We start from the raw sequence: 26415 nt of genomic DNA on the forward strand, positions 1-26415 counted from the left end.
TCAGGTCAGGCGAGCGGTGGAAACACCGCCGTCTTCTTCACGGTGCCATAAACGAAACTGGTATCGATCGACGCAATGCCGCCGATCGGATGAATGCGGTTGCGGATGAAGGTCTCATAGGCTTCAAGATCCGACACCACCACGCGCAGCTGATAATCCATCGCACCGGTCAGCACGTGGCATTCCAGAACCTCCTCGATGGTCTGCATCCGACTTTCGAACCGGCGCACATCCTCCTCGTTGTGTCGCTCCAGCCGGATGCGGACGAAGACGGTGATCGGCAGGCCGTAGGCGGCACCATCCACATCCACCGAAAACCCCTTGATTGCCCCGGAGGCTTCCAGGTTCCGGAGCCGGCGCAAGCAGGGCGACGGCGACAGGTTGACCGCTTCCGCCAGGTCCTGGTTGGTCATGCGGCCATCCCGCTGCAGCGCACGGATGATCTGTCTGTCTTTCTTGTCCATTTGAAGCCCGTTTGGCAGATTATGCTAATCTGAAGGCTATCACTGACAGATTTTGAAATCTATCACCCTCATGATTGGATCATATTGCTCAGGCTGAAATCAGGGAGACAGCCATGAGTGCCTACAAGGGTTTTGCCAGCCGTGCGATCCACCTCGCTTACAATCCGCTTGAAAACGAGGGATCTCTGACGCCACCGCTGCATCTGACCTCCACTTTCGTGTTCGAGACGGCGGAAGCCGGCGGCGAGATGTTCGCGGGCGAGCGGGCAGGGCATATCTACAGCCGCATTTCCAATCCGACGCTGGACCTTCTGGAACGCCGCATTGCGGATCTGGAAGGGGCGGAAGCCGGTCTCGCGCTTTCTTCCGGCATGGGCGCGATCACCGCGACCCTTTGGACGCTCGTGGCACCGGGGGACGAGATCATCGTCGACGAAACCCTTTACGGCTGCACCTTTGCCTTTATGCGCCATGGCCTGACCAAGTTCGGCATCAAGATCACCCATGTGGACCTGACCGATCCCGAAAACCTGCGTACCGTCATTTCCGACAAGACCCGGGTTGTCTATTTCGAGACCCCGGCCAACCCGAACATGCGCCTTGTCGACATCAGCCACGTTTCGGAAATCGCCCATGAGGCCGGTGCGACGGTAATCGTCGACAACACCTATGCCACGCCTTATCTCACCCGCCCGATCGAACTTGGCGCCGACCTCGTTCTGCATTCGGCCACCAAGTATCTGGGTGGCCATGGTGACGTCGTGGCCGGTCTGGTTGCCGGACGGGCCGACCAGATCCAGGAGATCCGCCTCGTCGGCATGAAGGACATGACCGGTGCGGTGATGGCCCCGTTCAGCGCCATGCTGATCCTACGCGGTTTGAAGACGCTTGCTCTGCGCATGGACAGGCACTGTGTGTCCGCGCAGAAAGTCGCCGAATGGCTGCAAGACCATCCGGCGGTCTCAAAGGTCTACTTCCCGGGACTTGAAAGCTTCGAACAGCACGAACTGGCGAACAGGCAGATGAGCCAGCCGGGCGGCATGATTGCCTTTGAACTGAAGGGTGGACTGGAAGCTGGTATTTCCATGATGAATGGCCTGAAGATGATCCAGCGGGCCGTATCCCTCGGCGATGCCGAGACGCTGATCCAGCACCCTGCGTCCATGACCCATTCCACCTACACCCCGGAAGAGCGCGCTGCCCACGGCATCAGCGACGGCCTCGTGCGCCTGTCCGTGGGCCTGGAAGACCTAGATGACATCCTGGAAGACTTGGCGCAGGCCATGCCGCAAGTGCCTGTTGCGGCGGCAGCCTGAGCTCAGTCAACGCCCAGGTTTTTCCAAAGACCACCAGATCCTCTCCTCCTCTCAACCTCATCCTGAGGAAGCGGTGGAAGTGAGAGTCGGGGAACGTGGCGGACAGCCCAGATCACGGCGTCCGTGCGACACCGGATTTCACGCGCCGCAGCGGAATGGAGCTTTCGATGTTGGCGACACCGGGCACCTTGGTCAGCTTTCCGGTCAGGAAGGTTTCGAAGGCGGCGAGCCCGGTGGTTGCCACGCGCAGGAGATAGTCCCGGTTGCCGGTCATCAGCCAGCAATCAACGACTTCCGGAAACGCCTGAATGGCGGCTTCGAACTGGTCCAGGGTGACGTCGATCTGCTTGTCGAGCTGAACGGACACGAATACCGAAACCTCGTAGCCGAGCTTCACCTCGTCGATCAGCGCGCAATATCCTGTCACGATGCCGCGGTCTTCCAGGTGCCTCAGGCGGCGGGCTGCCGGTGTCGCACTCAGGCCGATACGTTCGGAAAGATCCTGAATTGAAATTCTGCCGTTCTGGCGCAGCTCCCGCAGGATCTGGATATCAAATGTGTCGAGCGTGTCGGAAATCGCCAAGGAAGGCCTCATTCTTGGTGAAACTCTCCAAGACTTAGCCGAAAAGATTAGGAAATAGCAAGAAACCGGTTCTAGCCCGAAGCTAGAGTAACGGCAAGTACGCACTTAACGGGAACGCCTCCATGAGCACCGAACACCTGAAGACCATCGAACAGCGCCTGTTGTGGCTGTCGCACTGGATGATCCATCACGCCAACCACGTGCGTCCGAAGGTGGATGGCATCAAGATCGGCGGGCATCAGGCAAGTTCAGCTTCCATGGTTTCGATCATGACAGCGCTCTACTTCTCTGTTCTCCGGCCGGAAGACCGGGTGGCGGTCAAGCCGCATGCCTCGCCGATCTTCCATGCGATCCAGTACCTGATGGGCAATCAGGCGCGCGAAAAGATGGAAAACTTCCGCGGCTACGGCGGCGTTCAGTCCTATCCTTCGCGTACCAAGGACATCGATGATGTCGATTTCTCCACCGGTTCGGTTGGGCTCGGTGTTGCGATTACCTCCTTCGCGTCGCTGGTACAGGACTATATTGCGGCCAAAAGCTGGTCGGGCGACAAGCCGCTCGGCCGCATGATCGCTCTGGTCGGCGATGCTGAACTCGACGAAGGCAATGTGTATGAAGCCCTTCAGGAGGGCTGGAAGAACGATCTCAGGAACTGCTGGTGGATTATCGATTATAACCGCCAGTCGCTCGACGGGATCGTTCGTGAGGGGCTCTTTGACCGGGTCGAGAAAATCTTCGATGCCTTCGGCTGGCAGGTGGTCCGGGTCAAATACGGGGTCTTGCAGCGCGCGGCCTTTGGCGAACCCGGCGGCGACAAGCTGCGCCAGTGGATCGACGATTGCTCCAACCAGGATTATTCCGCGCTGACCTTCATGGGGGGAGCTGTCTGGCGCAAACGCCTGATGGACGACCTGGGTGATCAGGGCGATGTCACCGCGCTGATCGACCGCCGCTCGGATGATGAATTGGCGGATCTCATGGAAAATCTCGGCGGCAATTGCACCGAGACCATGGCGGAAGCCTTCGCCGCCATCGATCACGACAAGCCGACCTGCTTCCTTGCCTATACCATCAAGGGGTGGGGCACGCCGATTGCCGGCCACAAGGACAATCACGGCGGCCTGATGAACAAGACCCAGATGGCCGAGTGGCAGAAACACATGGGCGTTGCGGAAGGCGAGGAATGGGAGCCCTTCGCGACAGTGCCGGACGTTGGAGCGCTGAAGGCGTTTCTGGATCAGGTGCCATTCTTTGCAAAAGGCACCCGCCGTTTCTCTGACGACAAGATCGCCGTACCTGCCATCGAGCTTGCCTCCGACCGGGATATTTCCACCCAGATGGCCTTCGGCAAGGTTCTGGATGATCTCTCCAAGGGCGACAGCAAACTGGCCGAGCGTATCGTTACGACCTCACCGGATGTCACCGGCACCACCAACCTTGGTCCCTGGGTCAACCGGCGCAAGCTCTTCGCCCGCAAGGCCATGGCGGATGCCTTCATCGAGCACAGGATTCCCTCGACTGCAAAGTGGGAGTTCACGCCGGAAGGCCAGCATATCGAACTCGGCATCGCCGAGATGAACCTGTTCCTGCTGTTGGGCGCTGCCGGTCTTTCTCATTCGCTTTTTGGCGAAAGGTTGATCCCTATCGGCACAGTCTATGATCCCTTTGTCTGCCGGGGGCTCGATGCGCTCAACTATGCCTGCTATCAGGATGCCCGCTTCATGATTGTCGGTACGCCATCCGGTGTGACCCTGTCCCCGGAAGGCGGTGCGCACCAGTCCATCGGCACACCGTTGATCGGCATGAGCCAGGACGGACTGGCCGCTTTCGAACCCGCCTTTGCCGACGAACTGGCCGTGATCATGGAATGGGCCTTCGATTACCTGCAGCGCGACGGCGAGGGTGATCCGGACGAACGCACCTGGCTGCGCGACGAGACCGGGGGCTCCGTCTATCTGCGCCTGTCGACCAACCCGATCGAACAGCCCGTCAAACGGGCCGACGACGCCTTCCGCCAGGGCGCCATTGACGGTGCCTATTGGCTTCGCAAACCCGGCCCCAACTGCGAAGTTGTGATCGCCTATCAGGGCGTCGTTGCGCCTGAAGCCATCAAGGCGGCGGGAGAACTCGCCGGTAATCGGCGGGATGTCGGTGTTCTTGCCGTGACGTCCGCCGACCGCCTCAACGCGGGCTGGACGGCGGCGCAAAGAGCAAGGTCTCGTGGCAACGCGGCCGCCAGGTCCCATATCGAGCAACTGCTGGGCGGTCTGCCCGGTCATTGCAAACTGATCACCGTGATTGACGGCCACCCGGCAACGCTCGCCTGGCTTGGCGGTGTTGCCGGCCACCAGACCATCCCGCTCGGTGTCGAACATTTCGGCCAGACCGGTACGATTGGCGATCTCTACCGCCATTTCGGTATCGACGCCGCGTCGATCATCGAGAAGGTGAATGGATTGACGCCGGGGAGGCGAGTCTAAGTGCGCCTGAAGCTAAAGGCAGAGGCTGGATGGCACGTGATGTCTGCAGGTCATGGCTCGATTATGCCTTTGGTCAGAATGATGTTGCCGTAGAGGCGGTTCTCGCCTGTCTGGACCACGGCAAAGGCATGGCTGGCCGCTTCATAAAAGGCGTGGCGTTCCAGCGTTGAAATCCTGGCCGGCTTGTCGGCGGTGTCATCGATGATGGTCTGGAACTCGGCGACAATCTCCGGCACCGCGTCCGGATCACCGACCACCTGCATCGTTCGGGCGGGGGCGGCGACGAACGTGTCGAGCGGCATAACCGACAGGATCGCCTTCAGCGTGTCTGTTGCCGATATGCCATCGAGACGAACACAATCGGGACCGGAGCTTTCCGCCGGGAAATTGGCGTCGACAATGGCGATCTCGTCGCCGTGCCCCATGGCTCTGAGGGCATAAAGCAGCGAGGGGCTCAGGATGGGGGGAAGGTTACGCAACATGGGAAGTCTCGCTCGGCAAGGGGGCATCGGGGTGGATCAGGCCAGTAGACCTGAGGTCTGACCAGAGTGCGGCAGGGATATCGGTCTTCAAGAGAGCAATATTGGCTTCAACCTCGGCCGCGTTCACTGCGCCGGGGATGACGGTCTTCACACTTGGGTGTCCAAGCACGAACTGCAGCGCGGCCGCGATCAGCGGCACTGAATGGCTGCGGCAGACATCTTCGATCTTGCGCACGCGCTCAAGGATCTCCGGCGGTGCATCGGCGTAGTTGTATTTCGCACCGGGAACGGCTCCGGTTGCCAGAATGCCGGAATTATAGGGCCCGCCCAGAATGATGCCGACGTCCCGTTGCTCGCAAAGCGGCAGGAAGCTCTCAAGGGCGTCCTGTTCCAGAAGCGTGTAGCGGCCGGCAAGCAGGAAACAGTCGAAATCGGCAAGGCCGAGCAGCTTTTGGCAAACCTGCCACTCGTTTACCCCTGCGCCGATGGCCGCAACGTCCCCGGCCTCTTTCAACTCGGTAAGCGCCTTGTAGCCGCCAAGATCGAAAAGCTCGCGGACGCGGGCATCGCTGGCTTCCTGAGAGCCTTGCGAAAAGGCGCAGACGTCATGCACGAAAAGTATGTCCGCGTTGGCGACCTCCAGTCGCTGACGGCTTGCCTCGTAGCTGCGCATGACGCCGTCATAGCTGTAGTCGAAGACGATCCGCTTTTGCGGCACATCGACAAAGGCTTCCGGGGTCACCTCGTGCGGCTCGCAATCCAGCAGCAGGCGGCCGATCTTGGTCGAAAGCTGAATGTTCTCGCGGCCAAAACGCTTGATGGCAGTGGCAAAGCGCATTTCCGATCGGCCCAGGCCGTATTGCGGCGCCGTGTCAAAGTAGCGGATGCCGTTGTCATAGGCCGCCTGAAGGGCAGCCTGGGCATCTTCTTCCGAAACCTTGCGGTAGAGATTGCCGAGCGGCGCGCCGCCGAAACCCATCTCCGTCAGGTCGATGGGTCTTGCGGTTCTGTCGTTCAGCCGCTGTGTTTTCAAGGCGGTCATGTGTTTCCTCTGGATGTTTCCTCAGGATCAGTTTGAACGCCGCATGATCTGCGGTCTGGTGTCGGGCCACGGGCCAGGTTTTCAGTCGAACAGGTCCGGCCTGGTCTCGGCGAGCGGTTCCAGGCGCGTGACAAGTTCGCTCAGGTGCTTTTGCATTGCCTGGCGTGCCCGTTCCGGATCGCGGTCGCGGATTGCTTCCACGATGACCCGGTGCTCGTCATAGGCCTCAAAGGCTCTGCCGCGCATGGGCAACAGCAATTGCCGTGCCCGGTTGACCTGCATCCACCCGGTGGCAGACAGGCTGTGGAGCTTCGGGTAGCCGGTGAAGGAGAAGATAAGCTCGTGCATGCGCTCGTCTTCCCGGTAGAAGCCGGTTTCGTCGTGATCTTCCAGACAAAGAGCCTGCAGACGCAAATTGCGGTTCAACTCCGTCAACTGCTCTTCGGTGCGCTCCGCCGCCACCTTGGAAACCGCCGCCAGTTCGATGGCTTCCCGCAGGAAGGCGCCCTCGCGGATTTCCGACATGGAGAATTTGGTCACGCGGGAGCCGGACTGGGGAATGACTTCGACGAGGCCTTCGCCTGCTAGCCGGGTGATCGCTTCCGTCACCGGCGAGCGGGAGACACCAAGCTGTTCGCAGATGACTTGTTTCCTGAGAAGGGTGCCCGGCGGCAGGTCCATCGCCAGGATCGACGAGCGCAACGCCTCATAGACACGCTGTGCCAGCGAGCCGGACAGTTTGCCAATGTCGGGCAGGGTGATCTCGGGAAAATCTTGTTCGTTGGTCAGGGACATTGTCAACTCGATTGAATGCTAACATGTTAGTTGACACAGTTACTCTGTCAAGCTAATCGTGAAGAAAGACCGGCCGTGCCGACGCTCCATGGAGAGAGCTCGGAGAAGAGTGAAAAGCTGATTGATGTCAGCGGGTTGAGAAGGGTCTTGTCATCTTGAAATGACAAGGCGGACCAACCGTAGCGGCCGTAGCGGGGAGAGAGACGTGTTGCAGCCTCATGCCAATTCGATCCTTCTGAATGCCGATGACAATGTGGTCATCGCCCTTCAGGATATTGCGGCCGGCGCAAGCGTTGCCCATGTTGACTGTCCGCTACCCGGGCAGGTCATGCGTGGCCACAAGATTGCCCGCAAGCCGATCTCCGCTGGCGAAAACGTCATTCGGTACGGTCAAATCATCGGGCAGGCGAAGGCAGACATCAAGCCGGGGGAGCATGTCCATGTTCATAACCTCGGCATGGGTGATCACAGCCAGGACTATCAGCACGCAGAAGCCTCCGTTCCCCTGGAACCGGTAACTGAAGAGCGCACCTTTCTCGGCTACCGCCGTCAGACGGGGCGCGCCGGTACACGCAACTATATCGGCATCCTGACCTCGGTCAACTGCTCCGGGTCCGTTGCGAAGTTCATTGCAGAGGCTGCAGAAAAGTCCGGTTTGCTGGAAGAGTTTCCGAATGTGGATGGGATCGTCCCCATCGTTCACGGCACCGGTTGCGGCATGTCCGGCAAGGACGAAGGCTACGCGACCCTGTTCCGGACCCTTTCCGGTTATGCCCAGCACCCGAATTTCGCAGCCATCCTGCTGATCGGTCTTGGCTGCGAGGTCATGCAGATTGCCGATCTCGTCGGTGACCGCAAGATCCGCCCTGACGGCGATTTGCGCTACATGACCATTCAGCAGACCGGCGGTACGCGCAAGACCATTGAAGCCGGGCTGAAAGAGTTGCGGGCGCTTGCCGAACTTGCCAACAAGGCCGAGCGCACGCCGGTGCCGATTTCCGAAATCACCGTCGGAATGCAGTGCGGCGGCTCGGACGGATATTCCGGCATCACGGCCAATCCGGCACTCGGGATTGCCTCCGATCTTCTGGTCCGTCATGGCGGTACCACGATCCTGTCCGAAACGTCGGAGATCTACGGCGCCGAGCACCTTCTGACCCGCCGGGCGGTTTCCGTCGATGTCGGCAAGAAGCTGATCGAGCGTGTGCGCTGGTGGGAAGACTACACAGCCCGCAATGGCGGCGAGATGGACAACAATCCGTCGCCCGGCAACAAGCGCGGCGGATTGACCACAATCCTGGAAAAGTCTCTTGGTGCAGCGGCCAAGGGAGGCTCTGCCCCCCTTGTGGACGTCTACAAGTTTGGCGAACCCGTCGACAAGAAGGGGTTCGTCTTCATGGACAGCCCAGGCTTTGACCCATGTTCGGTGACCGGTCAGATCGCCTCAGGTGCCAATATCATCGTCTTCACGACTGGACGCGGCTCCGTGTCCGGTTACATGCCGACCCCTTGCATCAAGCTCGCCACCAACAGCGAGATGTATGGCCGGATGTCGGAAGACATGGACATCAATTGCGGTGACGTGATCTCCGATAATGTCAGCCTGGAAGCCAAGGGCGAGGAGATCTTCGAAATGATCATCGCCGTTGCCTCCGGAAAACAATCGAAGAGCGAGGAACTCGGCTTCGGCGGAGTGGAGTTCGTGCCGTGGCAGATCGGTGCGGTGATGTAGCCGCATCCGGCAGAACGTTGTGACGATGCGCGGACTTTCGGGAGGATTTCAGTGCGCTTGAAAGATAAAACAATATTGGTGACGGCAGCCGGGCAGGGTATCGGCCGTGCAAGCGCGATTGCCTGTGCCAGGGAAGGCGCAAAGGTCTACGCCGCGGACATCAACGAGGAAACGCTGTCGACGCTCCCGGGCGAATGCCCCGGTATCGAGATCCACAAACTGGATGTCTGTGATCGCTCAGCCGTTGACGATCTGGCAAAAAAACTGCCGGCGCTCGATGGGCTCTTCAACTGTGCGGGCTTCGTTCACAACGGCTCTGTCCTCGATATCACCGAAGACGACTGGGCGTTCAGCTTCGAGTTGAACGTCACCTCCATGTACCGGATGACGCAAGCTTTCCTTCCGGGCATGCGCGAACGCGCCAAGGCGACCGGCACGGCATCGATCCTGAACATGTCGTCGATGGCATCGTCCATCAAAGGCTTTCCGATGCGCACCGCCTACGGCGCCACCAAGGCAGCCGTAATTGGCCTCACAAAGGGCGTCGCAGCGGATTTCGTCAAGGAAGGCATCCGCTGCAACGCGCTATGCCCGGGCACTGTCGATACTCCGTCCTTGCGCGGCCGCATTGCTTCTGCACCGGACCCGGTGGAAGCGGAAAAGAATTTCATCGCCCGGCAGCCCATGGGCCGTCTGGCAACCGTCGACGATATGACGCCGATGATCGTCTATCTGTTGTCCGACGAAAGCCGGTTCGTTTCCGGGCAGGCACTTCTGGTCGATGGAGGTGTCACCATCTGACGGTGGCTCCTTTGTCGCGGTTTGGGAGGATCGCGCATGACAAATCTGGTGAGGATGACGGGGATCGAAAAACGCTTCCCCGGTGTGCACGCCCTCAAGAATGTCAGCTTCGACCTGAACAGCGGCGAAGTGCATGCCCTGATGGGCGAAAACGGCGCCGGCAAGTCGACGCTGATGAAGATCCTGTCCGGAATTTACCCCAGGGATGGGGGCGAGCTGCTGGTCAACGGTCAGGCCGTGGAGATCGACGGTCCACGGGCCGCCCAGGCGCTGGGCATCGGTATCATTCATCAGGAACTCAGCCTGATGAATGATCTGACGGTCGCGCAGAACATCTTTATCGGCCGCGAACCGCGCAAGCGTTTCGGCCGTCTGGATGAGACGGCGCTCAACGCACGGGCGCTCGAGATCTTCAAGTCCATGAACCTGAAGATGAACCCGAAGACGATCGTCGGTGAACTCACCATCGCCCGTCAGCAGATGGTCGAGATCGCCAAGGCGTTGTCCTACCGGTCACGCGTCCTCATCATGGACGAGCCGACCGCCGCCCTGAATGATGCGGAAATCGCCGAACTCTTCACCATCATCCGCCGGCTGAAGGCCGATGGTGTGGGCATCATCTACATCAGCCACAAGATGGACGAACTCAAGCAGATCGCCGACCGGGTGACGGTCATGCGTGACGGCTCCTATGTCGGCACCGTTGATGCAGCGCAGACGCCTGTTTCCAAGATCATCTCCATGATGGTGGGCCGGGAACTGACCAGCGAGGCCATCGTGATCCCCGATCTGTCCGACGCCGAGACGGTGCTGGACATACGCGGGTTGAACAGGGGGCGCGAGATCCGCGACGTCAGCTTTTCCGTCAAGAAAGGCGAGATCCTTGGCTTTGCCGGCTTGATGGGAGCCGGGCGGACGGAAGTGGCACGGGCGATTTTCGGAGCTGATCCGCGCGACAGCGGCGAGATTCGGGTTCATGGCAAGCCCTGTTCGATATCGAAACCTTCCGATGCCGTGAAGGCGGGGATCGGATACCTTTCGGAAGATCGCAAGCATTTCGGTCTGGCCACCGGCATGGATGTTCGGACCAACGTGGCGCTGGCCAGCCTCGATCGCTTTTCCAGCCGGTTTGGCGTCCTGAATGACGATGCCATGCGTAAGACGGCGCAGGACTATATCGCCAAACTGGAAATCCGCACACCGTCCGACCGGCAGGAAGTCCGCCTGCTTTCCGGTGGCAACCAGCAGAAGGTCGTCATCGCCAAGTGGCTGTACCGGGATTGTGACATCCTGATCTTCGACGAGCCGACCCGCGGCATCGATGTCGGTGCCAAGTCGGAAATCTACAAACTGCTGAAGGCACTGGCCAACGAGGGCAGGGCGATCATCGTCATCTCCTCGGAATTGCCGGAGATCATGCGTCTCAGCCATCGCATCGCCGTCATGTGTGAAGGCCGTCTCACCGGCATCCTGCCGGGCGGTGAAGCCACCACGCAGGAAGACATCATGCATCTGGCGACGCTTCGGGCGCCATCTATGCAGCCAGAAGGATACCAGCAATGACCGCCGTCAACCCGTCCTCCTCGCCGTCGCTCGTTGCACGTCTGATCGAGACAGGGGCGCACCAGAAGCTGTTGGCCTTCGCCAGCCTGGTTCTTCTGCTGATCGGTTTCTCGATCGCTTCACCCAACTTCATGCAAACCTCCAACATGATCGCGATCCTGCAGGCGACCTCGGTCAATGGCGTCTTGGCTGTTGCCGCAACCCTGGTGATCATCACCGGCGGGATCGACCTTTCCGTCGGAACCTTGATGACGTTCTGCGCGGTCATCGCAGGCGTCGTTCTGACCAATCTCGGCATGCCGCTGCCGCTCGGTGTGATTGCCGCCATCGCGACCGGTGCGCTGTGCGGCCTGTGTTCGGGCACCTTCATCGCCAAGATGAAAATCCCGCCATTCATCGCGACCCTCGGCATGATGCTGATCCTGAAAGGCCTGTCGCTGGTGATTTCCGGAACCCGGCCGATCTATTTCAACGACACGCCCGGCTTCGACCTGATTTCCCGTGGCTCGCTGATAGGCGATATTTTCCCGGCTCTGCCGATCCCGAACGGGGTTCTGATCCTGTTCCTTGTGGCCGGGGCTGCGTCCTACATTCTCGGACGCACGGTGCTTGGCCGCTATACGTTCGCGCTGGGCTCCAACGAAGAGGCGGTTCGCCTTTCCGGCGTCAACACCGATTTCTGGAAGATGTCGGTCTACGCCCTGGCTGGCTCCATCTGCGGCATTGCCGGGATCCTGATCGCATCGCGCCTCAACTCTGCCCAGCCGGCGCTCGGCCTGGGGTATGAGCTGGAAGCCATCGCGGCCGTCGTCATTGGTGGCACGTCGCTTTCCGGTGGGCGCGGAACGGTTCTCGGGACCCTGATCGGCGCCCTGATCATGGCCGTCCTGACCAACGGTTTGCGGGTCCTGTCCGTCGCCCAGGAGTGGCAGACGGTGGTGACCGGCGCAATCATCATCCTGGCCGTTTACGCGGACATGGTGCGCAGGCGTAAAGCCTGAGTTTCATCAACACACAAGAGGGTGGTCACACCCCGGTACCGGACCTTCCGTCCAACCCAACCACAGGAGAGGAATATGCTGAACAGACGTACTCTTATCGGAGCTGCAAGTGCCGCTGCCCTGATGCTTTCCGGGAACTTTGCCTTCGCCCAGGAAACCTACATTCCGCTCATCTCCAAGGGTTTCCAGCACCAGTTCTGGCAGGCCGTGAAGGCTGGAGCCGATCAGGCCGCCTCGGAGCTGGGTGTCACCATCACCTTTGAAGGCCCGGACAACGAGACCATGGTCGACCGCCAGATCGACATGCTGGCCGCTGCCCTTGCCAAGAACCCGACGGCAATCGGCTTTGCCGCTCTCGACAGTCAGGCCGCCATTCCGCTTCTGAAGCAGGCTCAGGAAAAGGGAATCCCGGTCATCGCGTTCGACAGTGGTGTCGACAGCGATATTCCGGTGTCGACAGCGTCGACCGACAACATTGCTGCTGCAGCACTGGCTGCCGACAAGATGGCAGAGCTGATCGGCGGAGCTGGCCAGGTTGCCGTAGTGGCACATGACCAGACCAGCCGGACCGGCATCGACCGTGTCGACGGTTTCGTCAACCAGATGAAGGCAAATCATCCGGATATCGAGGTCGTCACCGTTCAATATGGCGGCGGTGACCATCTGAAGTCGACAGAACTCACCAAGGCCATCCTGACAGCCAATCCGGATCTGAAAGGCATCTTCGGTGCCAACGAAGGGTCTGCCCTTGGTGTGGTCAACGGTGTCTCTGAAATGGGCAAGTCAGATGTGGTCATCATCGGCTACGACAGTGGCAAGGCCCAGAAGGATGCGATCCGCAACGGCGTCATGGCCGGTGCGATCACCCAGAACCCGGTCGGCATCGGCTACGAGACCGTGAAAGCAGCTCTCGAAGCATCGCAGGGCAAGGAAGTTCCGGCGCATATCGACACCGGCTTCTACTACTACGACAAATCCAACATTGACGATCCGAAGATCGCTGCTGTCTTGTACGACTGATCGATTTTGTCGTAACCAACCCCACCGAGCCCGGTTGCACGCGCAGCCGGGCTCCAACCACTCAAGGACGATCCTTTATGAAATTGCTGAGATTTGGCGCTCCGGGACAGGAAAAACCCGGTGTTCTCGATGCCGACAACCGCGTTCGTGATCTTTCTTCCGTTGTCGCGGATATCGCCGGCGATGCTCTCCTGCCTGAAAGCATTCAACGCCTGCAGGGGCTCGACGTCGCTTCGCTGCCACTGGTGGACGGTGCTCCGCAGCAGGATCTGCGCGTCGGACCTTGCGTCGGCAATATCGGCAAGTTCATCTGTATCGGCCTCAACTACGCCGACCACGCTGCCGAATCCGGCATGGATGTGCCGCCGGAACCGGTGGTCTTCAACAAGTGGACCTCGGCCATTGTCGGTCCGGATGACGACGTCAAGATCCCGCGCGGCTCGCAGAAAACCGACTGGGAAGTCGAACTCGGCGTCGTGATCGGCAAGGGCGGTGCCTATATCGAGGAAGCCGATGCGATGAGCCATGTCGCTGGATTCTGCGTGATCAACGATGTCTCCGAACGCGAATTCCAGATCGAACGGTCCGGCACCTGGGACAAGGGCAAGGGATGCGATACCTTCGGCCCGATTGGCCCCTGGCTGGTAACGCCGGATGAAGTCGGCGACTTCGACGATCTCGGCATGTGGCTGGAAGTGGACGGCAAGCGCTACCAGAACGGCTCCACCAAGACGATGGTCTACCGGGTACCGTTCCTGATCTCCTATCTCAGCCGCTTCATGAGCCTGCAGCCTGGCGACGTCATCTCCACCGGCACGCCCCCGGGTGTTGGCATGGGGCAGAAGCCGCCGGTCTACCTGAAGGGTGGCGAGGTCATGACGCTTGGCATCGACAAGCTGGGCAGCCAGACCCAGAAGGTGACCAAGGCCTGATCATTCGGGATCTTGTATGAACAGTCACGGCCGGACGCGGGAACGCGTTCGGCCGTTGACGTTTTTGAGGAAGGGACGCGCGGCATCTCCTGCTTGTCGTCCCGGTTTGTCGCGTCAGCGTCAATAGCGGGATCCAGTATCCTATGTGGCTGGTGAGGGGCAGATGCGACTTCATGCGATTACTGGATCCATGCCTTCGCAGGGACGACAAGGCGCATGTGGACAGATTGATAGAAATCCGCTTTGTCCGTGGACGAGCAGCGCCGCCACAGGTTCTCTTCAGCCCTCTCTGGCGATCTGCCAGCCGGCCCAGGACTGGCTGACGGGCATCAGTTCCAGCGAGTTGATGTTGAGATGCGGGGGCTGTGTCGCGACCCAATAGACAGTGCTGGCGATGTCTTCCGGCTGGATCGCGTTGGCGCCGCCATATAGAGCATCGTAGCTTTCCTGGTTGCCACCGGTACGCACCAGCGTGAATTCACTTTCGCATAGGCCCGGTTCGATGGAGGTAACCCGAACCCCCTTGCCGTGAAGATCCGACCGCAGGCCAAGCGAGAATTGGCGCAGGAACGCCTTGGTACCCGCATAGACGTTTCCGCCCGGATAGGGCCAGTTGGCAGCAATGGAGGAGATGTTCACGACCATGCCCTTGCGCTCGATCAGTTTCGGCAGAAGCTTGTCGGTGATGGTGACGAGACCGGTGATGTTGGTATCGATCATGGTCTTCCAGTCGGAGAGTTTCGTAGCCGGTGCCGAAGCCGTGCCAAGGGCAAGGCCGGCATTGTTGACGAGGATGTCGATCTCCTGAAAGTCCTCCGGCAGGCTGGCGAGGGCCGCAGTTGTTGCTGCTTCGTCCATGATGTCGAAGACAAGCGCGTGAAATGCCTCGCCGAGATCCGTCTTCAGCTTTTCCAGCCGATCCGCGCGCCGGCCGGTACCGATAACCTTCCATCCGTTTTGCACGAACAGCCGGGCCATTGCCTGACCGAAGCCGGAGGTCGTTCCGGTAATGAGGATTGTGCCGCTCATGAGCCTGCCTTTCCGAAGTATCTGAAACAGTCGCTTGACCGGACCATAGGCAGCTGCCTCGCCAGCACAACGCCAAAAGCGGGCTTTGGGCCTCTGGCTCCTATGAATTCAAGCGCTGGCTCTACGGCGGGTTTGCGACTGGTCCTAGGAGTGATGGGAATGCTCCGATCTGAAGGACCCTGCGCCATGACCCAGATGCCGATCAACATGGATCACCACTGGCTTCCGTTCACCAATAACCGTCTCTTCCACAAGGAACCGCAGATGTTCGCGCGGGCGGAGGGCGTGCGGTATTGGACGCCCGAGGGGCGGGAAATCCTGGACGGATCTTCAGGCCTGTTCACCTGTGCAGCGGGGCATGGCCGCAAGGAGATTGCCGAAGCCGTCTACAAGCAGCTTCAGGTTCTGGATTATTCCCCGCACTTCCAGCGCGCGGCGCCGATCTCCTTCGAACTTGCCGAAGCGCTCAGTGGAATTCTGCCGGAAGGTCTCGACCGCATCTTTTTCGGGTCTTCCGGGTCTGAAGCCGTCGATTCCGCCATCAAGATCTGCCTTGCCTATCACAAGGCCAAAGGCGAGCCTCAGCGCACCCGTTTTGTTTCGCGGGCGTGGGCCTATCACGGGGTCAACCTTGGCGGCACGTCACTGGCGGGCATGGTCAACAACCGGCGGGACTTTTCCGGCGTTACCTGTGACGTCGTCCATATGCGCCACACCTGGAACGAGGATCAGCGCTTCACGAGAGGGCAACCGCAAGACGGAGCGTGGATTGCCGAAGATTTGGAAGAGATCTGCAAGACCTACGGTGGCGAGACCATTGCCGCGGTCTTCGTCGAGCCGATAGCGGGTTCTATCGGCACTATCGTGCCGCCCGTCGGGTACTTGCAGAAACTGCGCGAGATTGCCGATAAATACGGCATTCTGCTCGTGTTCGATGAAGTCATCACAGGTTTTGGCCGGACGGGCTCGGCCTTCGCGGCACAGGAATTCGGTGTCACACCGGATGTCATGACGATGGCGAAGGCGATTACCAACGGTGCGATCCCCATGAGCGCTGTCGCGGTGAAGACGGAAATCCAGAAGGCCGTCATTGATTCCATCACCGCGGATCGGCCGGAACTGATGCACGGTTATACCTACTCCGCCCATCCGGTTGCCTGCGCCGCAGCTTTGGCAACACTTGGCATCTACAAGACCGAAGGTCTTTTCGAGAGGGCGGCAAGCCTCTCGTCAACATTCCTCGATGGCGTTTTCAGCCTTCGCAATCTGCCTCATGTCCACGATTTGCGTGGTCATGGCATGATGTCCGGTATTCAGCTGACACCGGGCGAAACGCCGGGAGCAAAGGGATCTCTGGTGCAGCGGAAGCTGTTCGACGAAGGCCTGCATGTCAAAGCAACCGGCGATGCGCTGATCTTCGCCCCGGCACTCACTATATCGGAAGAAGATCTCTCGATGATGATCGATGTCCTCCAGAAGGTCTTGGGCAAGGCAGAGCTGTAAGCTGCCAGTCACGGGGTATCCCGGCTTTGAGCCGGGGTCGCTACCTGCTGTCCGCCAGAAGTTGTCCGAGCAGCTTGATGCCCGGCTCCATCTTTTCTTCAGCAATTGCACCGAAGCCCAGGCGGATCCGGTTTCGAGGACTATTCGGGGAGAAATACCGGTCATCTCCTGCCTCGATCAGCAGACCTTGCCGCGCGGCTCTCGATTGCAGTTCCGCAGCGCGGATACTCTCCGGTAGCCTGATCCACACGCCTGACCCACCCGTCGTGACTGTTGCCTGGCAGGTCGGCAGATGCGTTTCGATGAGCCTGAAGATCTTCTTCCATTTCTGCGACAGCACCTTTCGCTGACGTCGGATATGGGAATCGTAATGGCCTTCGGACAGAAAGATCGCCATCGCCCGCTGGTCGAGTGCTGAGGGGTGCCGATACATCAAGCGTCTGAGTGCCCGAAGCTCTCTGATAATGCGCCTGTCCGCAGCGATGAAACCGAGCCGCAATCCCGGAAACAGGGCCTTGGAAAGACTGGCAACGTGGATGACGCGTCCGGTACGGTCGAAACTGCGCAAGGACGGTTTCTGTGCGCCGATGAAATTCAGCTCATGCTCATAGTCGTCTTCCAGGACGATGAAATCATGTGTTTCAGCATGGGCCAGCAGCCGCAGACGCCGCTCCATCGACATGGTGACGTTGGTTGGGGACTGATGGCCGGGTGTCACGTAAACAAGTCGTGCCCCCTTCAGCTCGTCTCCAACCCGCATGCCGTTTGAATCGACCGGGTGATACTTCAGCTCTGCCCCAAAGGATTGGAAGATGTTGCGGGTGTCCACATAGCCGGGTTCTTCCATGTCCGTCCTGACCCCGGGCCGGCAAAAGAGCTGTGCCACCAGGAAGAGGGCATTCTGGGCGCCAACGGTTACCAGAATCTCGTCCGGCTCTGCCCGGAAGCCCCGTTGCGGCAGCATCCGGCGGATGATCTGGTTGACCAGCATCGGGTCGTCCTGATCGACCAGATCGCCGATCCAGGTCGGGGCGTGCTGGGCAGTGCCTGCCAACCGGACACAATCGCGCCAGCGCGCGACGGATGTCTTGTCCGGAGCAAGTTGGCCATAGATGAAAGGGTAGGGATAGGACTGCCAGTCGGCTGGTTTTGAAATGTTTTCCTGGGCCGCGTAGCTGTAGGTCAGAAAGGCTTGCGGATTGAACGGGTGCTCCGCAGTGGGCAGGATGTCCTTGGCGTGATCATCCACCCTGATGTTGAGCTGTTCGCGGATGTGCCGTTCGTTGATGAAATACCCGCGCCGGCTGACCGACTTCAGATAACCGTCCTCAACCAGTCTCTCATAGACGATGGCGACCGTGTTTCTGGAAACCTTTATCTCGCTGGAAAAGACACGGGTTGCCGGCAGCGGTTCGTGCAGGGGCCACACGCCGTCCAGAATGGCCTCGATAAGCCGTTCCTGAATCTGGTGCTGCAATCGTCTGCCCGGATCGAAGGGCGTGTCGAAATAGGTCGCAAGCATTTGAACTTTTTGGTCGTCCCTGAATTCGGTTGGCCCGAAGGCGGCAGTTTGAAGTTGTTTCCCGAACCTGCAAAGCCGGGCAATTCCTCTGGCTCCATAGTTTTCACTCTCTGGCTCTAAGGGTGAATATTGCACCGCAATATCCTTTCTTGCAACGCGGCGCAGGATCGTCCGGGCAATGCGACCCTTTCCAAAAAAATGCGGCCTGTAACGCGCCAGAACGAGGAACAGTTTGGTGAGACCAACAGTGAAGGGGAAGTCATGATCAGTTTTAAAAAGGGAGCATCCGCAACGCGGCGCGATTTCCTGAAAACCGCAGCCGCGGCAGGCGCAGGGCTGTCCATGCCGGCAATCGTCAGCTCCAGCGTGCTGGCCTCGTCCGGTGAAATCAACATCATGATGTGGTCGGACTATCTGCCGGAAAGCTTCGTCAACGGCTTTACGGACAAGACCGGCATCAAGATCAACTTCACCGGCATCGGCTCCAATGAAGAGATCATCAACAAACTGAAGGCCACCAACGGCGAAGGCTTCGACATCGTTTCACCGACCGTGAACCGCAACCTTCTGTGGGCAGAACTTGGCCTGTTGCAGCCGTTCGACATGTCGAAGGTCGCGCTCGACAAGGTCAACCCTTCAATGGCGCTTGGCGAATCCCACTGGAACTTCGACGGCAAGGGCGTCTTCTGGCTGCCGCATATCTGGGGCACGGAAGGCATTGCCTGGCGGACGGACGCCTTTGTTCCGGGCGGCGAATTCCCGAGCTATTACGATGTCTGGGATGAAGCCAATGCCGGCAAGACAATGGGCCGTGGACATTCCATGCTGCTTGGCCTCGGCCTCGGCCTTGAAGGCCGCGGCGAACTGGAGCCGGGTTCCATGTGGGCTGCTTACGAGAGCCCGGAAAAGATGGACGAGGTCTGGACCAAGGTCGTTGAGGCCGCCATCGCCAAGAAACCGAACATCAAATTGATCTGGAACGATGCGGATACCCAGAAGAACGGTCTCCTGAACGAAGGCGTGATCGTCGGCCAGACCTGGGACGGACCTCCGCTTGCCCTGAAAACGGCTGGTGAGCCGGTCATGTACCGGGCGCCGAAGGAAGGTGCGATGGCCTGGGTCGATGGGCTTGCCATGCCGACGGGGGCGAAGAACATCGACCAGATCTACGCCTTCATCGAGACGGCTTATGACGCCAAGCTCGCCGGCGAAGCCATCAAGACCCACGGCTACAATTCACCGGTAATCGGCGCGGCCGAATTCGGCGGCGAAATCTATGCCAAGAACTTTGCCGATGCTTACCCGGGTGAAGCGCTGGACAGCCTGAACGCCTGGCCGGCGGAAGCCCCCTGGTACTCGGAAAAACGGACCGAATACACCAACAAGTTCCTGTCCGCTTAAGGCCTCTCCGGCTTTCTCTATGGCGGGTGCCGGGCGCAATGCGTCCGGCGCCAGGCCGCCCTTTTTCCGTCTCCCTTTCCCGCCGTCCTTCTGAGAGCGCCATGGCCACAAAAGATATTGTTCTGGATCACGTTTCCATTCGTTTTGGGGCCTATACCGCGGTCGACAATGCACATCTCGTCATCAAGGGCGGCGAGTTCTTCTCTTTCCTGGGGCCGTCCGGCTGTGGCAAGACCACCTTGCTGCGGTGTATTTCCGGCTTCTCCGATCCGTCCGAAGGTCGGGTGCTGATCGGCGGGCAGGACATGAAGGGCATCGGCCCGAACAAGCGCCCGACGGCGCTGATCTTCCAGAACCTTGCTCTCTTTCCACTGATGAGCGTCGCCGACAACATCGCTTTTCCGCTGGAGGTCCGGGGCATCGGCCGCAAGGACCGGCGCAAGCGGGCAGACGAACTTCTGGACATGATCGCGCTTCCCGGTGTCGGCGACAAAAAGGTGCACGAACTTTCCGGCGGTCAGCGACAGCGCGTGGCGATTGCCCGTGCGCTGGCGGTCGAGCCTGATATTCTGCTTCTTGATGAGCCACTGTCCGCGCTCGACCTGAAACTGCGCCACCACATGCGCACCGAATTGCGCGCGATCCAGCAGCGCGTCGGGCTGACCTTCATCTATATCACCCACGATCAGGGTGAGGCCCTGACGATGTCGGACCGTGTCGCGGTCATGAACTCCGGCGTTATCGAGCAGGTCGACCCGCCTGAAACCATCTACAATCGGCCGAAGACTTCGTTTGTGGCCTCATTTGTGGGCGAGACCAATGCCATCGAAGGCAAGGTTGCCCAGCAGTCGGAAGCGCTGGTTTCCGTTGAAACGCCACTCGGCCGCCTGCAGGGAAGGGCAGCAGGCGGGCGCCAGTACAAGGCGGGCGAAGACTGCATCCTGTTCATTCGGCCTGAGCAACTGAGCCTTGGCGAAGGCGCCACCAACAGCCTGACAGCAAACTGGGTGAAGGAAGAGTTCGAAGGCAATTCGCGGCAGATGTTCCTGGAAGCGAACGGTGTCCAGCTTCGGCTCACCCGGGTCAACCTCGGCGGTGCGCCGGACAATCTCTCCGGTGGTGCTGTATCGCTCGGCTTCACGCCTGAGCAGGCAATCGTCCTGCCGCATGGCGCACTTGCGGGAGCGTGAGGATGAAAGCGCTTCAAAATGTATTCAGGGAAATTTCCGGCAAGCATGGTCTTGGCGCTGCATCGTTCGTCGCCGTGGCGGTCCTGTTCTGGGTCATCTGCCTGATCACGCTGCCGCAGGTGGCAATGCTCGACTATTCCTTCCGGTTCAACCTGCCGGCAGCTGAAGTCGGTGGACCGCAAGATGTCTATACTCTTGAAAACTACTCTTATTTTTTCCAAGGCAACGACGGCACGGTCAACACGCTCGATATCGGTATCCTGTTCAAGACCCTGATCGCGGCGGTGTTCGTCACCTGTATCGACATTCTTCTGTGCTACCCGATTGCCTTCATTCTCGCTCATTCGGCCACTGGCGTGGCGGCGCGGATGATGGTCATCGGCCTGATCGTGCCCTTCTGGGTCAACGAGATCCTGCGTGCCTTCGCCTTCCGTGTCCTGTTCGGCTCCACGGGCCTCATCAACGGCATCGGCATGTCGGTGGGGCTCTGGGATCAGCCTGTCGATTTCATCCGGGCTGACGTCGCGCTCTATTCCGGGCTGACCTATGCCTACATCCTTCTGATGGTGTTCCCGATCTTCAATGCTGTCGAGGCGCTCGACCGCAACCAGATCGAAGCGGCAAGGGACATGGGCGCAAGCTGGTGGCGGGTGCATTGGCGGGTGGTGCTGCCGGTTGCCAAGCCGGGCATCGCCTCCGGGGCAACCATGGTGTTCATGCTGACGGCAGGTGCGCTTGCAGCACCCCAGATTCTCGGCGGTCCTTCCAATCTCTGGTTCACCCAGCTCATCTACCAGTGGTTCAACGAGAGCGCCAACTGGCAACGCGGTTCGGCCTATGCGGTGATCCTGCTGATTGTCTGCATTTCCTTCGTCATGATGCTGATGCGGATCTTCAAGGTCTCCATCGGGGAGATCGGCCGATGAACCGGGGCACAGGCGGCGGCGTGGTCGCGGCAGGCTTCTCCCTGCTTTTCTTCACCTTCCTGTTCGGGCCGTTGATCATCATGGTGATCACGGCGTTCAATTCGTCCTCTTTCCCGCGGATCACGCCATGGGAATGCTTCACGACGGATTGGTTTGGTGTCCTCTTCGCCAATGACCGTCTTATGAGCGGGCTGGCCAACAGCTTGGTGATCGCCATCAGTGTGGTGGTCATTGCCGTGCCGATCGGGCTGGCGGGAGCGCTTGCGCTATCGGAGCTCGGACCGCGCCTGCGTGCGGCGCTCTACACGGTGCTGATCACGCCTATCCTCATTCCGGGCGTCGTTCTCGGCATCTCGACCATTGTCTTCTGGGGCGCTTTCGGCAGGTCTGTCGGGGCGGACTACGGTTCGATCTTCTACAACGGCATGTTCCTGACGCTTGCCGGTCAGGTCACCTTCATTTCCGCCTATGCGATGTTGGTGTTTCTCGCAAGACTGCAACGCTTCGATCCGATCCTTACGGAAGCCGCGCTCGATCTCGGCGCGACGCCGGGACAGGCCTTCCGCAAGATCCTGTTGCCGTTCCTGTGGCCGGCCATCGGCTCTGCCGCGTTTCTGACCTTCCTGGCATCCTTCGAGAACTACAACACCACCGTCTTCACGATCCTCTCCGGCAATACGTTCACCACGGCACTGGCTTCCAAGGTCCGTCATGGGACAGACCCTTCCTTGTCGGCGCTGGCGGTCATCATCATCGGTATTACGCTGATCGGGGCAGTGGTCCACGAAGCACACATGCGGCGGAAGGAAGTGATGCGGACCGGCACTGCTGCGCGTTCCCGCATTTACGGCAATCCGGTTCTGCGGACGCTCGTCCACCCGCTGACGATCTTCGTGATCCTACTGGGTGTTGCAGGCTTTGCCACCTATCAGGGTTCGCAGCACGATGCTGGCGTATGCAAACAGCAGATCCTCGATGACAAGCGCGCGCGTCAGCAGGAACTTCTGGAGGAGCAGCGCCGGAAAATGGAAGCGCAACAGCAGAACCAGGCACCTGCGTCCACGGCGCCGGTTGAAGCGCCGGTGAAAGCCAATCCGTCGCCCTTCGGCGGGGCCTTCAAGCCCAATGGTTTGAAACCAGGCGAGTAACAAGCGAACAGAAGCGTGCCGTCTATTGTCCGGAAAGCCGGGACAGCAGCACGGCAACGCTTTTGACCTGAAACTTCTTCAACAGCCGCGCGCGCACATCCTCAACGGTTCTTGGAGACAGGCTCAGGACACGGCCCATTTCCTTGCTGGTCTGTCCCTGGGAAAGAAGCAGCAGGACGTCTCGTTCGCGCGGTGTCAGCTTAGGCCCGGCGGCTGCATTGTCGATCAGGGCGAAACTCAGGACGATTCGTGCCAGCGGTGTTTCCGGCGTCAGCGTTCGCGCCCGAAACCGGCACCAGATTGGCGTTCCATCGGACCGGCGCATCAACCGCTCGTCCGTGTAGGGCAGGGACCGTCGCAAGGGCTCCAGGCCAATGTCGCGGATCTGGTGAAATTCCTGATCCGTGCCGTAGAGCAGCCGGAAACTCTGCCCGATCAGCTCAGACTTCTTGAACCCGAACATCTCAACGAATGTCTGATTGCAGGCACGAATGATCCGGTTTTCGGTCAGCGCCAAACCCATGGGCGCGTTTTCGAAGGCCAGTTGGTCGAGGTCTGTCATGTTCCACCGTGTTCCTACGGTATTGGCACCGTAGTTTGACGGTAGCATAGTTCTCGTTGCTTTTACCAAGGGGAGGCTGAGACGGGATGGCGCTAGCAGACGACCTGATCCGGGAGATCGACGGAAGGCGCGAGGATCTGATCGCGTTGACCCAGGACCTTCTGCGCATTCCCACGCTCAACCCGCCCGGCGAGAACTACCGCGATATCTGCGATTATCTGCAGAAGCGTCTGTCCAGGTCCGGCTTCGACATCGAACTGATCCGGGCGCATGGAACACCCGGCGACAGCGACAAGTATCCGCGCTGGAACATCGTCGCGCGTCGGGATGGCGACCGGCCAGGCGAATGCGTGCACTTCAACAGTCATATCGACGTTGTCGACGTCGGCCACGGCTGGACAAAGGATCCTTTCGGCGGGGAACTTGTCGACGGCAAGATTTACGGCCGCGGCGCCTGTGACATGAAGGGCGGCCTTGCCGCCAGCATCGTTGCAGCCGAGGCTTTCCTTGCAGTCTGTCCGGACTTTGCCGGAGCTATCGAGATCAGCGGAACGGCCGACGAGGAATCGGGTGGCTACGGCGGCGTCGCCTATCTTGCAGGCAAGGGCTATTTTAGTCCGGACCGGGTTCAGCATGTCATCATTCCCGAGCCGCTGAACAAGGACCGGATCTGCCTCGGTCACCGAGGTGTGTGGTGGGCCGAGCTGGAGACATTCGGAGAGATCGCTCATGGCTCTATGCCGTTCCTCGGCGATTGTGCCGTCCGGCACATGGGAGCGGTGATCGACGAGATGGAGCAGAGCCTGTTTCCGGCGCTCGCGCAAAAGCGCACCGAAATGCCGGTGGTGCCGGAAGGCGCGAAACAGTCGACGCTCAACATCAATTCCATCCACGGTGGTCAATCGGAAGGCGATGCGGACTTTACCGGTCTTCCGAGCCCCTGCGTGCCGGACAGTTGCCGGATGGTGATCGACCGCCGGTTCCTGCTGGAAGAAAATATCGACGACGTGCAGGCGGAAGTTCTGGAAGTTCTGAAGACGGTTGAAGGACGGCGCGACAAGTTCCGGTATGACTTGCGGGAATTGCACAGGGTGTTGCCCACCATGACCGAAAAGGATGCGCCCGTCGTGCGGACCGTCGCCAAGGCCATTGCCGAAACCATGGGCCGTGAAGCTGAATATGTCGTCAGCCCGGGTACCTACGACCAGAAGCATATCGATCGTATCGGCAAACTGAAAAATTGTATCGCCTATGGCCCGGGCATTCTGGATCTGGCACATAAACCGGACGAATATGTGGGAGTGGATGACATGCTCGATTCTGCGAAGGTCATGGGCCGTTCGCTGATCGAGCTGTTGGCAAGGCCTTGCGAAAGCAGCCTCAATAAAGGGGGAAGTCATGCGTTTGCGTAAGTTTGGATTGGGTCTGGTCAGTGCTTTGGCGCTGGCAGCGAGCATGGGAATGGCCCATGCAAAGAGCGATATCGTGGTTGCCATGCAACTGGAACCGCCACATCTGGACCCGACTGGTGCCGCTGCAGGCGCGATTGATTCTGTCCTTTACTCCAACGTCTTCGAAGGCCTGACCCGCTTCGGTCCGGATGGTTCGGTCAATCCCGGGCTGGCCGAAAGCTGGGAGATTTCCGAGGACGGCAAGACCTATACCTTCAAGCTGCACGACGGCGTGAAATTTCACGATGGATCGGATCTGACGGCGGACGACGTCAAGTTCAGTCTCGATCGTGCCAGCGCAGACGACAGTCAGAACGCCCAGAAAGCGCTGTTTGCCGGTATCGAGAGCGTGGAAGTCGTGGATCCGCTGACCGTGAAGGTAACGCTCAAGGAGCCTAACGGCAGTTTCCTGTTCAACATGGCTTGGGGCGATGCGGTTATTGTCGCTCCGGAATCCATTGGCGATATCAAGAGCAAGCCGGTTGGAACAGGCGCGTTCAAGTTCACCGACTGGGTGCAGGGCGACCGGATCGATCTGGAAAAGAACGCAGACTACTGGGGTGAGCCGGCCAAGCTCGACAAGGTCACCTTCAAGTTCATTTCCGATCCGACGGCTGCCTTTGCGGCCGTGATGGCGGAAGACGTCAACGCCTTCGTCGGTTTTCCAGCGCCGGAAAACCTGCCGCAGTTCGAGGCCGACGCCCGCTTCCAGGTGCTGGTCGGCTCTACCGAAGGCGAGACCATTCTTGCAGCCAACAACAAGTTGCCGCCGCTGGACAACATCAAGGTGCGCGAAGCGATTGCACACGCGGTTGACCGGCAGGCGATCATCGATGGCGCGATGTTCGGCTACGGCACGCCGATCGGAACGCATTTTGCGCCGCATAACCCTGATTACGTCGATCTGACGGGGAGCAGCCAGTACGATCCGGACCTCGCCAAGAAGCTGCTGGCCGAGGCCGGCTATGCGGATGGTTTCACCACCACACTCAAGCTGCCGCCGCCATCCTATGCCCGCCGGGGCGGGGAGATCATCGCCGCTCAGCTCCGTGCCGTCGGTATCGAAACGGAAATCACCAACCTGGAATGGGCGCAGTGGCTTGAGCAGGTCTTCAAGGGCAAGGATTTCGGCCTGACAATCGTCAGCCATACCGAGCCGATGGATATCGGCATCTATGCCCGGCCGGATTACTATTTCCAGTATGACAATGCGGACTTCCAGAAGCTCATTGCCGATCTGACTGCGGAGAACGATCCGGCAAAACGCTCCGACCTTCTGAAACAGGCTCAGGAGACGATCTCCAGGGACTACGTCAACACCTACCTGTTCCAGCTTGCATTCCCGACCATCGCCGACGCCAAGATCAAGGGGCTCTGGGAAAACCAACCGACCCAGGCAACGGATCTGACGGCGGTCTACTGGGAAGACTGACCCATACCGCGAAGCGGATGCTCGCGCCCGGTGTGCGGGC

The 26415-nt window shown here is 59.7% G+C and carries 23 protein-coding genes; 15 read left to right on the forward strand and 8 right to left on the reverse strand.

From position 1 onward, the window contains the following. Positions 1 to 5 precede the first annotated feature (5 nt). Positions 6 to 464: an Lrp/AsnC family transcriptional regulator gene (locus Q666_RS58900; RefSeq protein WP_022997696.1), complete on the reverse strand. Its 459-nt coding sequence runs from the start codon at positions 462 to 464 to the stop codon at positions 6 to 8. Positions 465 to 577: 113 nt separating this feature from the next. Between Q666_RS58900 and Q666_RS58905 the strand changes: the two genes are divergently transcribed. After that, a complete protein-coding gene (locus Q666_RS58905) occupies positions 578 to 1780 on the forward strand; it encodes a methionine gamma-lyase (RefSeq protein WP_031268063.1) in 1203 nt (400 codons plus the stop codon). Between the two features lie 112 nt (positions 1781 to 1892). Here Q666_RS58905 and Q666_RS58910 read toward each other — a convergent pair whose 3' ends face one another. Continuing rightward, entirely contained in the window at positions 1893 to 2375 is a 483-nt protein-coding gene (locus Q666_RS58910) for an Lrp/AsnC family transcriptional regulator (protein WP_022997694.1), read from the reverse strand. Positions 2376 to 2485: 110 nt separating this feature from the next. Between Q666_RS58910 and Q666_RS58915 the strand changes: the two genes are divergently transcribed. Continuing rightward, on the forward strand, positions 2486 to 4843 hold the full coding sequence (locus Q666_RS58915; protein ID WP_022997693.1) for a 1-deoxy-D-xylulose-5-phosphate synthase N-terminal domain-containing protein: 2358 nt from the start codon (positions 2486 to 2488) through the stop codon (positions 4841 to 4843). Positions 4844 to 4893: 50 nt separating this feature from the next. Here Q666_RS58915 and Q666_RS58920 read toward each other — a convergent pair whose 3' ends face one another. The 3 genes from Q666_RS58920 to Q666_RS58930 all read right to left on the reverse strand — a co-directional run bounded on the left by Q666_RS58920 (position 4894) and on the right by Q666_RS58930 (position 7162). Continuing rightward, positions 4894 to 5325: an RbsD/FucU domain-containing protein gene (locus Q666_RS58920; protein WP_023014608.1), complete on the reverse strand. Its 432-nt coding sequence runs from the start codon at positions 5323 to 5325 to the stop codon at positions 4894 to 4896. After that, positions 5315 to 6367, reverse strand: coding sequence for an aldo/keto reductase (locus tag Q666_RS58925; RefSeq protein WP_022997691.1), 1053 nt, complete (start codon positions 6365 to 6367; stop codon positions 5315 to 5317). The genes Q666_RS58920 and Q666_RS58925 overlap by 11 nt, the downstream gene beginning before the upstream one ends. An 81-nt stretch (positions 6368 to 6448) precedes the next feature. Next, positions 6449 to 7162, reverse strand: a complete 714-nt coding sequence (locus Q666_RS58930) for a GntR family transcriptional regulator (RefSeq protein ID WP_022997690.1) — start codon at positions 7160 to 7162, stop codon at positions 6449 to 6451. 205 nt (positions 7163 to 7367) lie between these two features. Here Q666_RS58930 and Q666_RS58935 point away from each other — a divergent pair, with 205 nt between their 5' ends. From Q666_RS58935 to Q666_RS58960, 6 genes are all read left to right on the forward strand, one after another. Further along, positions 7368 to 8894: an altronate dehydratase family protein gene (locus Q666_RS58935; protein ID WP_031268059.1), complete on the forward strand. Its 1527-nt coding sequence runs from the start codon at positions 7368 to 7370 to the stop codon at positions 8892 to 8894. A 45-nt stretch (positions 8895 to 8939) separates the two neighbouring features. Next, entirely contained in the window at positions 8940 to 9695 is a 756-nt protein-coding gene (locus Q666_RS58940) for an SDR family oxidoreductase (protein ID WP_208984592.1), read from the forward strand. A gap of 36 nt (positions 9696 to 9731) precedes the next feature. Then, positions 9732 to 11258, forward strand: a complete 1527-nt coding sequence (locus Q666_RS58945) for a sugar ABC transporter ATP-binding protein (RefSeq protein WP_022997687.1) — start codon at positions 9732 to 9734, stop codon at positions 11256 to 11258. Further along, entirely contained in the window at positions 11255 to 12259 is a 1005-nt protein-coding gene (locus tag Q666_RS58950; protein WP_006931376.1) for an ABC transporter permease, read from the forward strand. The genes Q666_RS58945 and Q666_RS58950 overlap by 4 nt, the downstream gene beginning before the upstream one ends. Positions 12260 to 12334: 75 nt before the next feature. Further along, positions 12335 to 13279, forward strand: coding sequence for an ABC transporter substrate-binding protein (locus Q666_RS58955; protein WP_022997686.1), 945 nt, complete (start codon positions 12335 to 12337; stop codon positions 13277 to 13279). 77 nt (positions 13280 to 13356) lie between these two features. Further along, the gene (locus Q666_RS58960; RefSeq protein WP_022997685.1) at positions 13357 to 14211 is read left to right on the forward strand and encodes a fumarylacetoacetate hydrolase family protein; all 855 of its coding nucleotides are present in this window, start codon (positions 13357 to 13359) and stop codon (positions 14209 to 14211) included. Positions 14212 to 14490: 279 nt separating this feature from the next. Here the strand turns inward: Q666_RS58960 and Q666_RS58965 are convergent, their stop codons facing one another. Continuing rightward, the gene (locus Q666_RS58965; RefSeq protein ID WP_022997684.1) at positions 14491 to 15240 is read right to left on the reverse strand and encodes an SDR family NAD(P)-dependent oxidoreductase; all 750 of its coding nucleotides are present in this window, start codon (positions 15238 to 15240) and stop codon (positions 14491 to 14493) included. 159 nt (positions 15241 to 15399) lie between these two features. Between Q666_RS58965 and Q666_RS58970 the strand changes: the two genes are divergently transcribed. Next, positions 15400 to 16743, forward strand: a complete 1344-nt coding sequence (locus tag Q666_RS58970; protein ID WP_200863720.1) for an aminotransferase class III-fold pyridoxal phosphate-dependent enzyme — start codon at positions 15400 to 15402, stop codon at positions 16741 to 16743. 40 nt (positions 16744 to 16783) lie between these two features. Here Q666_RS58970 and Q666_RS58975 read toward each other — a convergent pair whose 3' ends face one another. Next, positions 16784 to 18265 (reverse strand): PLP-dependent aminotransferase family protein, encoded by a 1482-nt coding sequence (locus Q666_RS58975; protein WP_022997682.1) that lies wholly within the window; start codon positions 18263 to 18265, stop codon positions 16784 to 16786. Positions 18266 to 18526: 261 nt separating this feature from the next. On the opposite strand from Q666_RS58975, the gene Q666_RS58980 reads away from it, so the two are divergent. The 4 genes from Q666_RS58980 (at position 18527) to Q666_RS58995 (ending at position 22930) form a co-directional block, all read left to right on the forward strand. Continuing rightward, complete coding sequence (locus Q666_RS58980; RefSeq protein WP_031268053.1) at positions 18527 to 19666, forward strand: substrate-binding domain-containing protein; 1140 nt, start codon at positions 18527 to 18529, stop codon at positions 19664 to 19666. A 101-nt stretch (positions 19667 to 19767) separates the two neighbouring features. Next, a complete protein-coding gene (locus Q666_RS58985) occupies positions 19768 to 20856 on the forward strand; it encodes an ABC transporter ATP-binding protein (RefSeq protein ID WP_022997680.1) in 1089 nt (362 codons plus the stop codon). 2 nt (positions 20857 to 20858) lie between these two features. Continuing rightward, positions 20859 to 21782, forward strand: a complete 924-nt coding sequence (locus Q666_RS58990; RefSeq protein ID WP_022997679.1) for an ABC transporter permease — start codon at positions 20859 to 20861, stop codon at positions 21780 to 21782. Continuing rightward, on the forward strand, positions 21779 to 22930 hold the full coding sequence (locus Q666_RS58995) for an ABC transporter permease (protein ID WP_022997678.1): 1152 nt from the start codon (positions 21779 to 21781) through the stop codon (positions 22928 to 22930). The genes Q666_RS58990 and Q666_RS58995 overlap by 4 nt, the downstream gene beginning before the upstream one ends. A gap of 22 nt (positions 22931 to 22952) precedes the next feature. On the opposite strand, the gene Q666_RS66865 is transcribed toward Q666_RS58995, so the two are convergent. Continuing rightward, complete coding sequence (locus Q666_RS66865) at positions 22953 to 23492, reverse strand: PAS and helix-turn-helix domain-containing protein (protein WP_031268051.1); 540 nt, start codon at positions 23490 to 23492, stop codon at positions 22953 to 22955. Positions 23493 to 23578: 86 nt separating this feature from the next. Here Q666_RS66865 and Q666_RS59005 point away from each other — a divergent pair, with 86 nt between their 5' ends. Both Q666_RS59005 and Q666_RS59010 read left to right on the forward strand, forming a co-directional pair. Beyond that, a complete protein-coding gene (locus Q666_RS59005) occupies positions 23579 to 24904 on the forward strand; it encodes an acetylornithine deacetylase/succinyl-diaminopimelate desuccinylase family protein (RefSeq protein WP_022997676.1) in 1326 nt (441 codons plus the stop codon). Beyond that, positions 24891 to 26375 carry an ABC transporter substrate-binding protein gene (locus tag Q666_RS59010; RefSeq protein WP_031268049.1) on the forward strand — a complete coding sequence of 495 codons (1485 nt, stop codon included), beginning with the start codon at positions 24891 to 24893 and terminating at the stop codon, positions 26373 to 26375. Before Q666_RS59005 ends, Q666_RS59010 begins: the two co-directional genes overlap by 14 nt. Positions 26376 to 26415 lie beyond the last annotated feature (40 nt).

Source organism: Labrenzia sp. C1B70 (assembly GCF_000475395.1).
GTDB lineage: Bacteria > Pseudomonadota > Alphaproteobacteria > Rhizobiales > Stappiaceae > Roseibium > Roseibium algicola.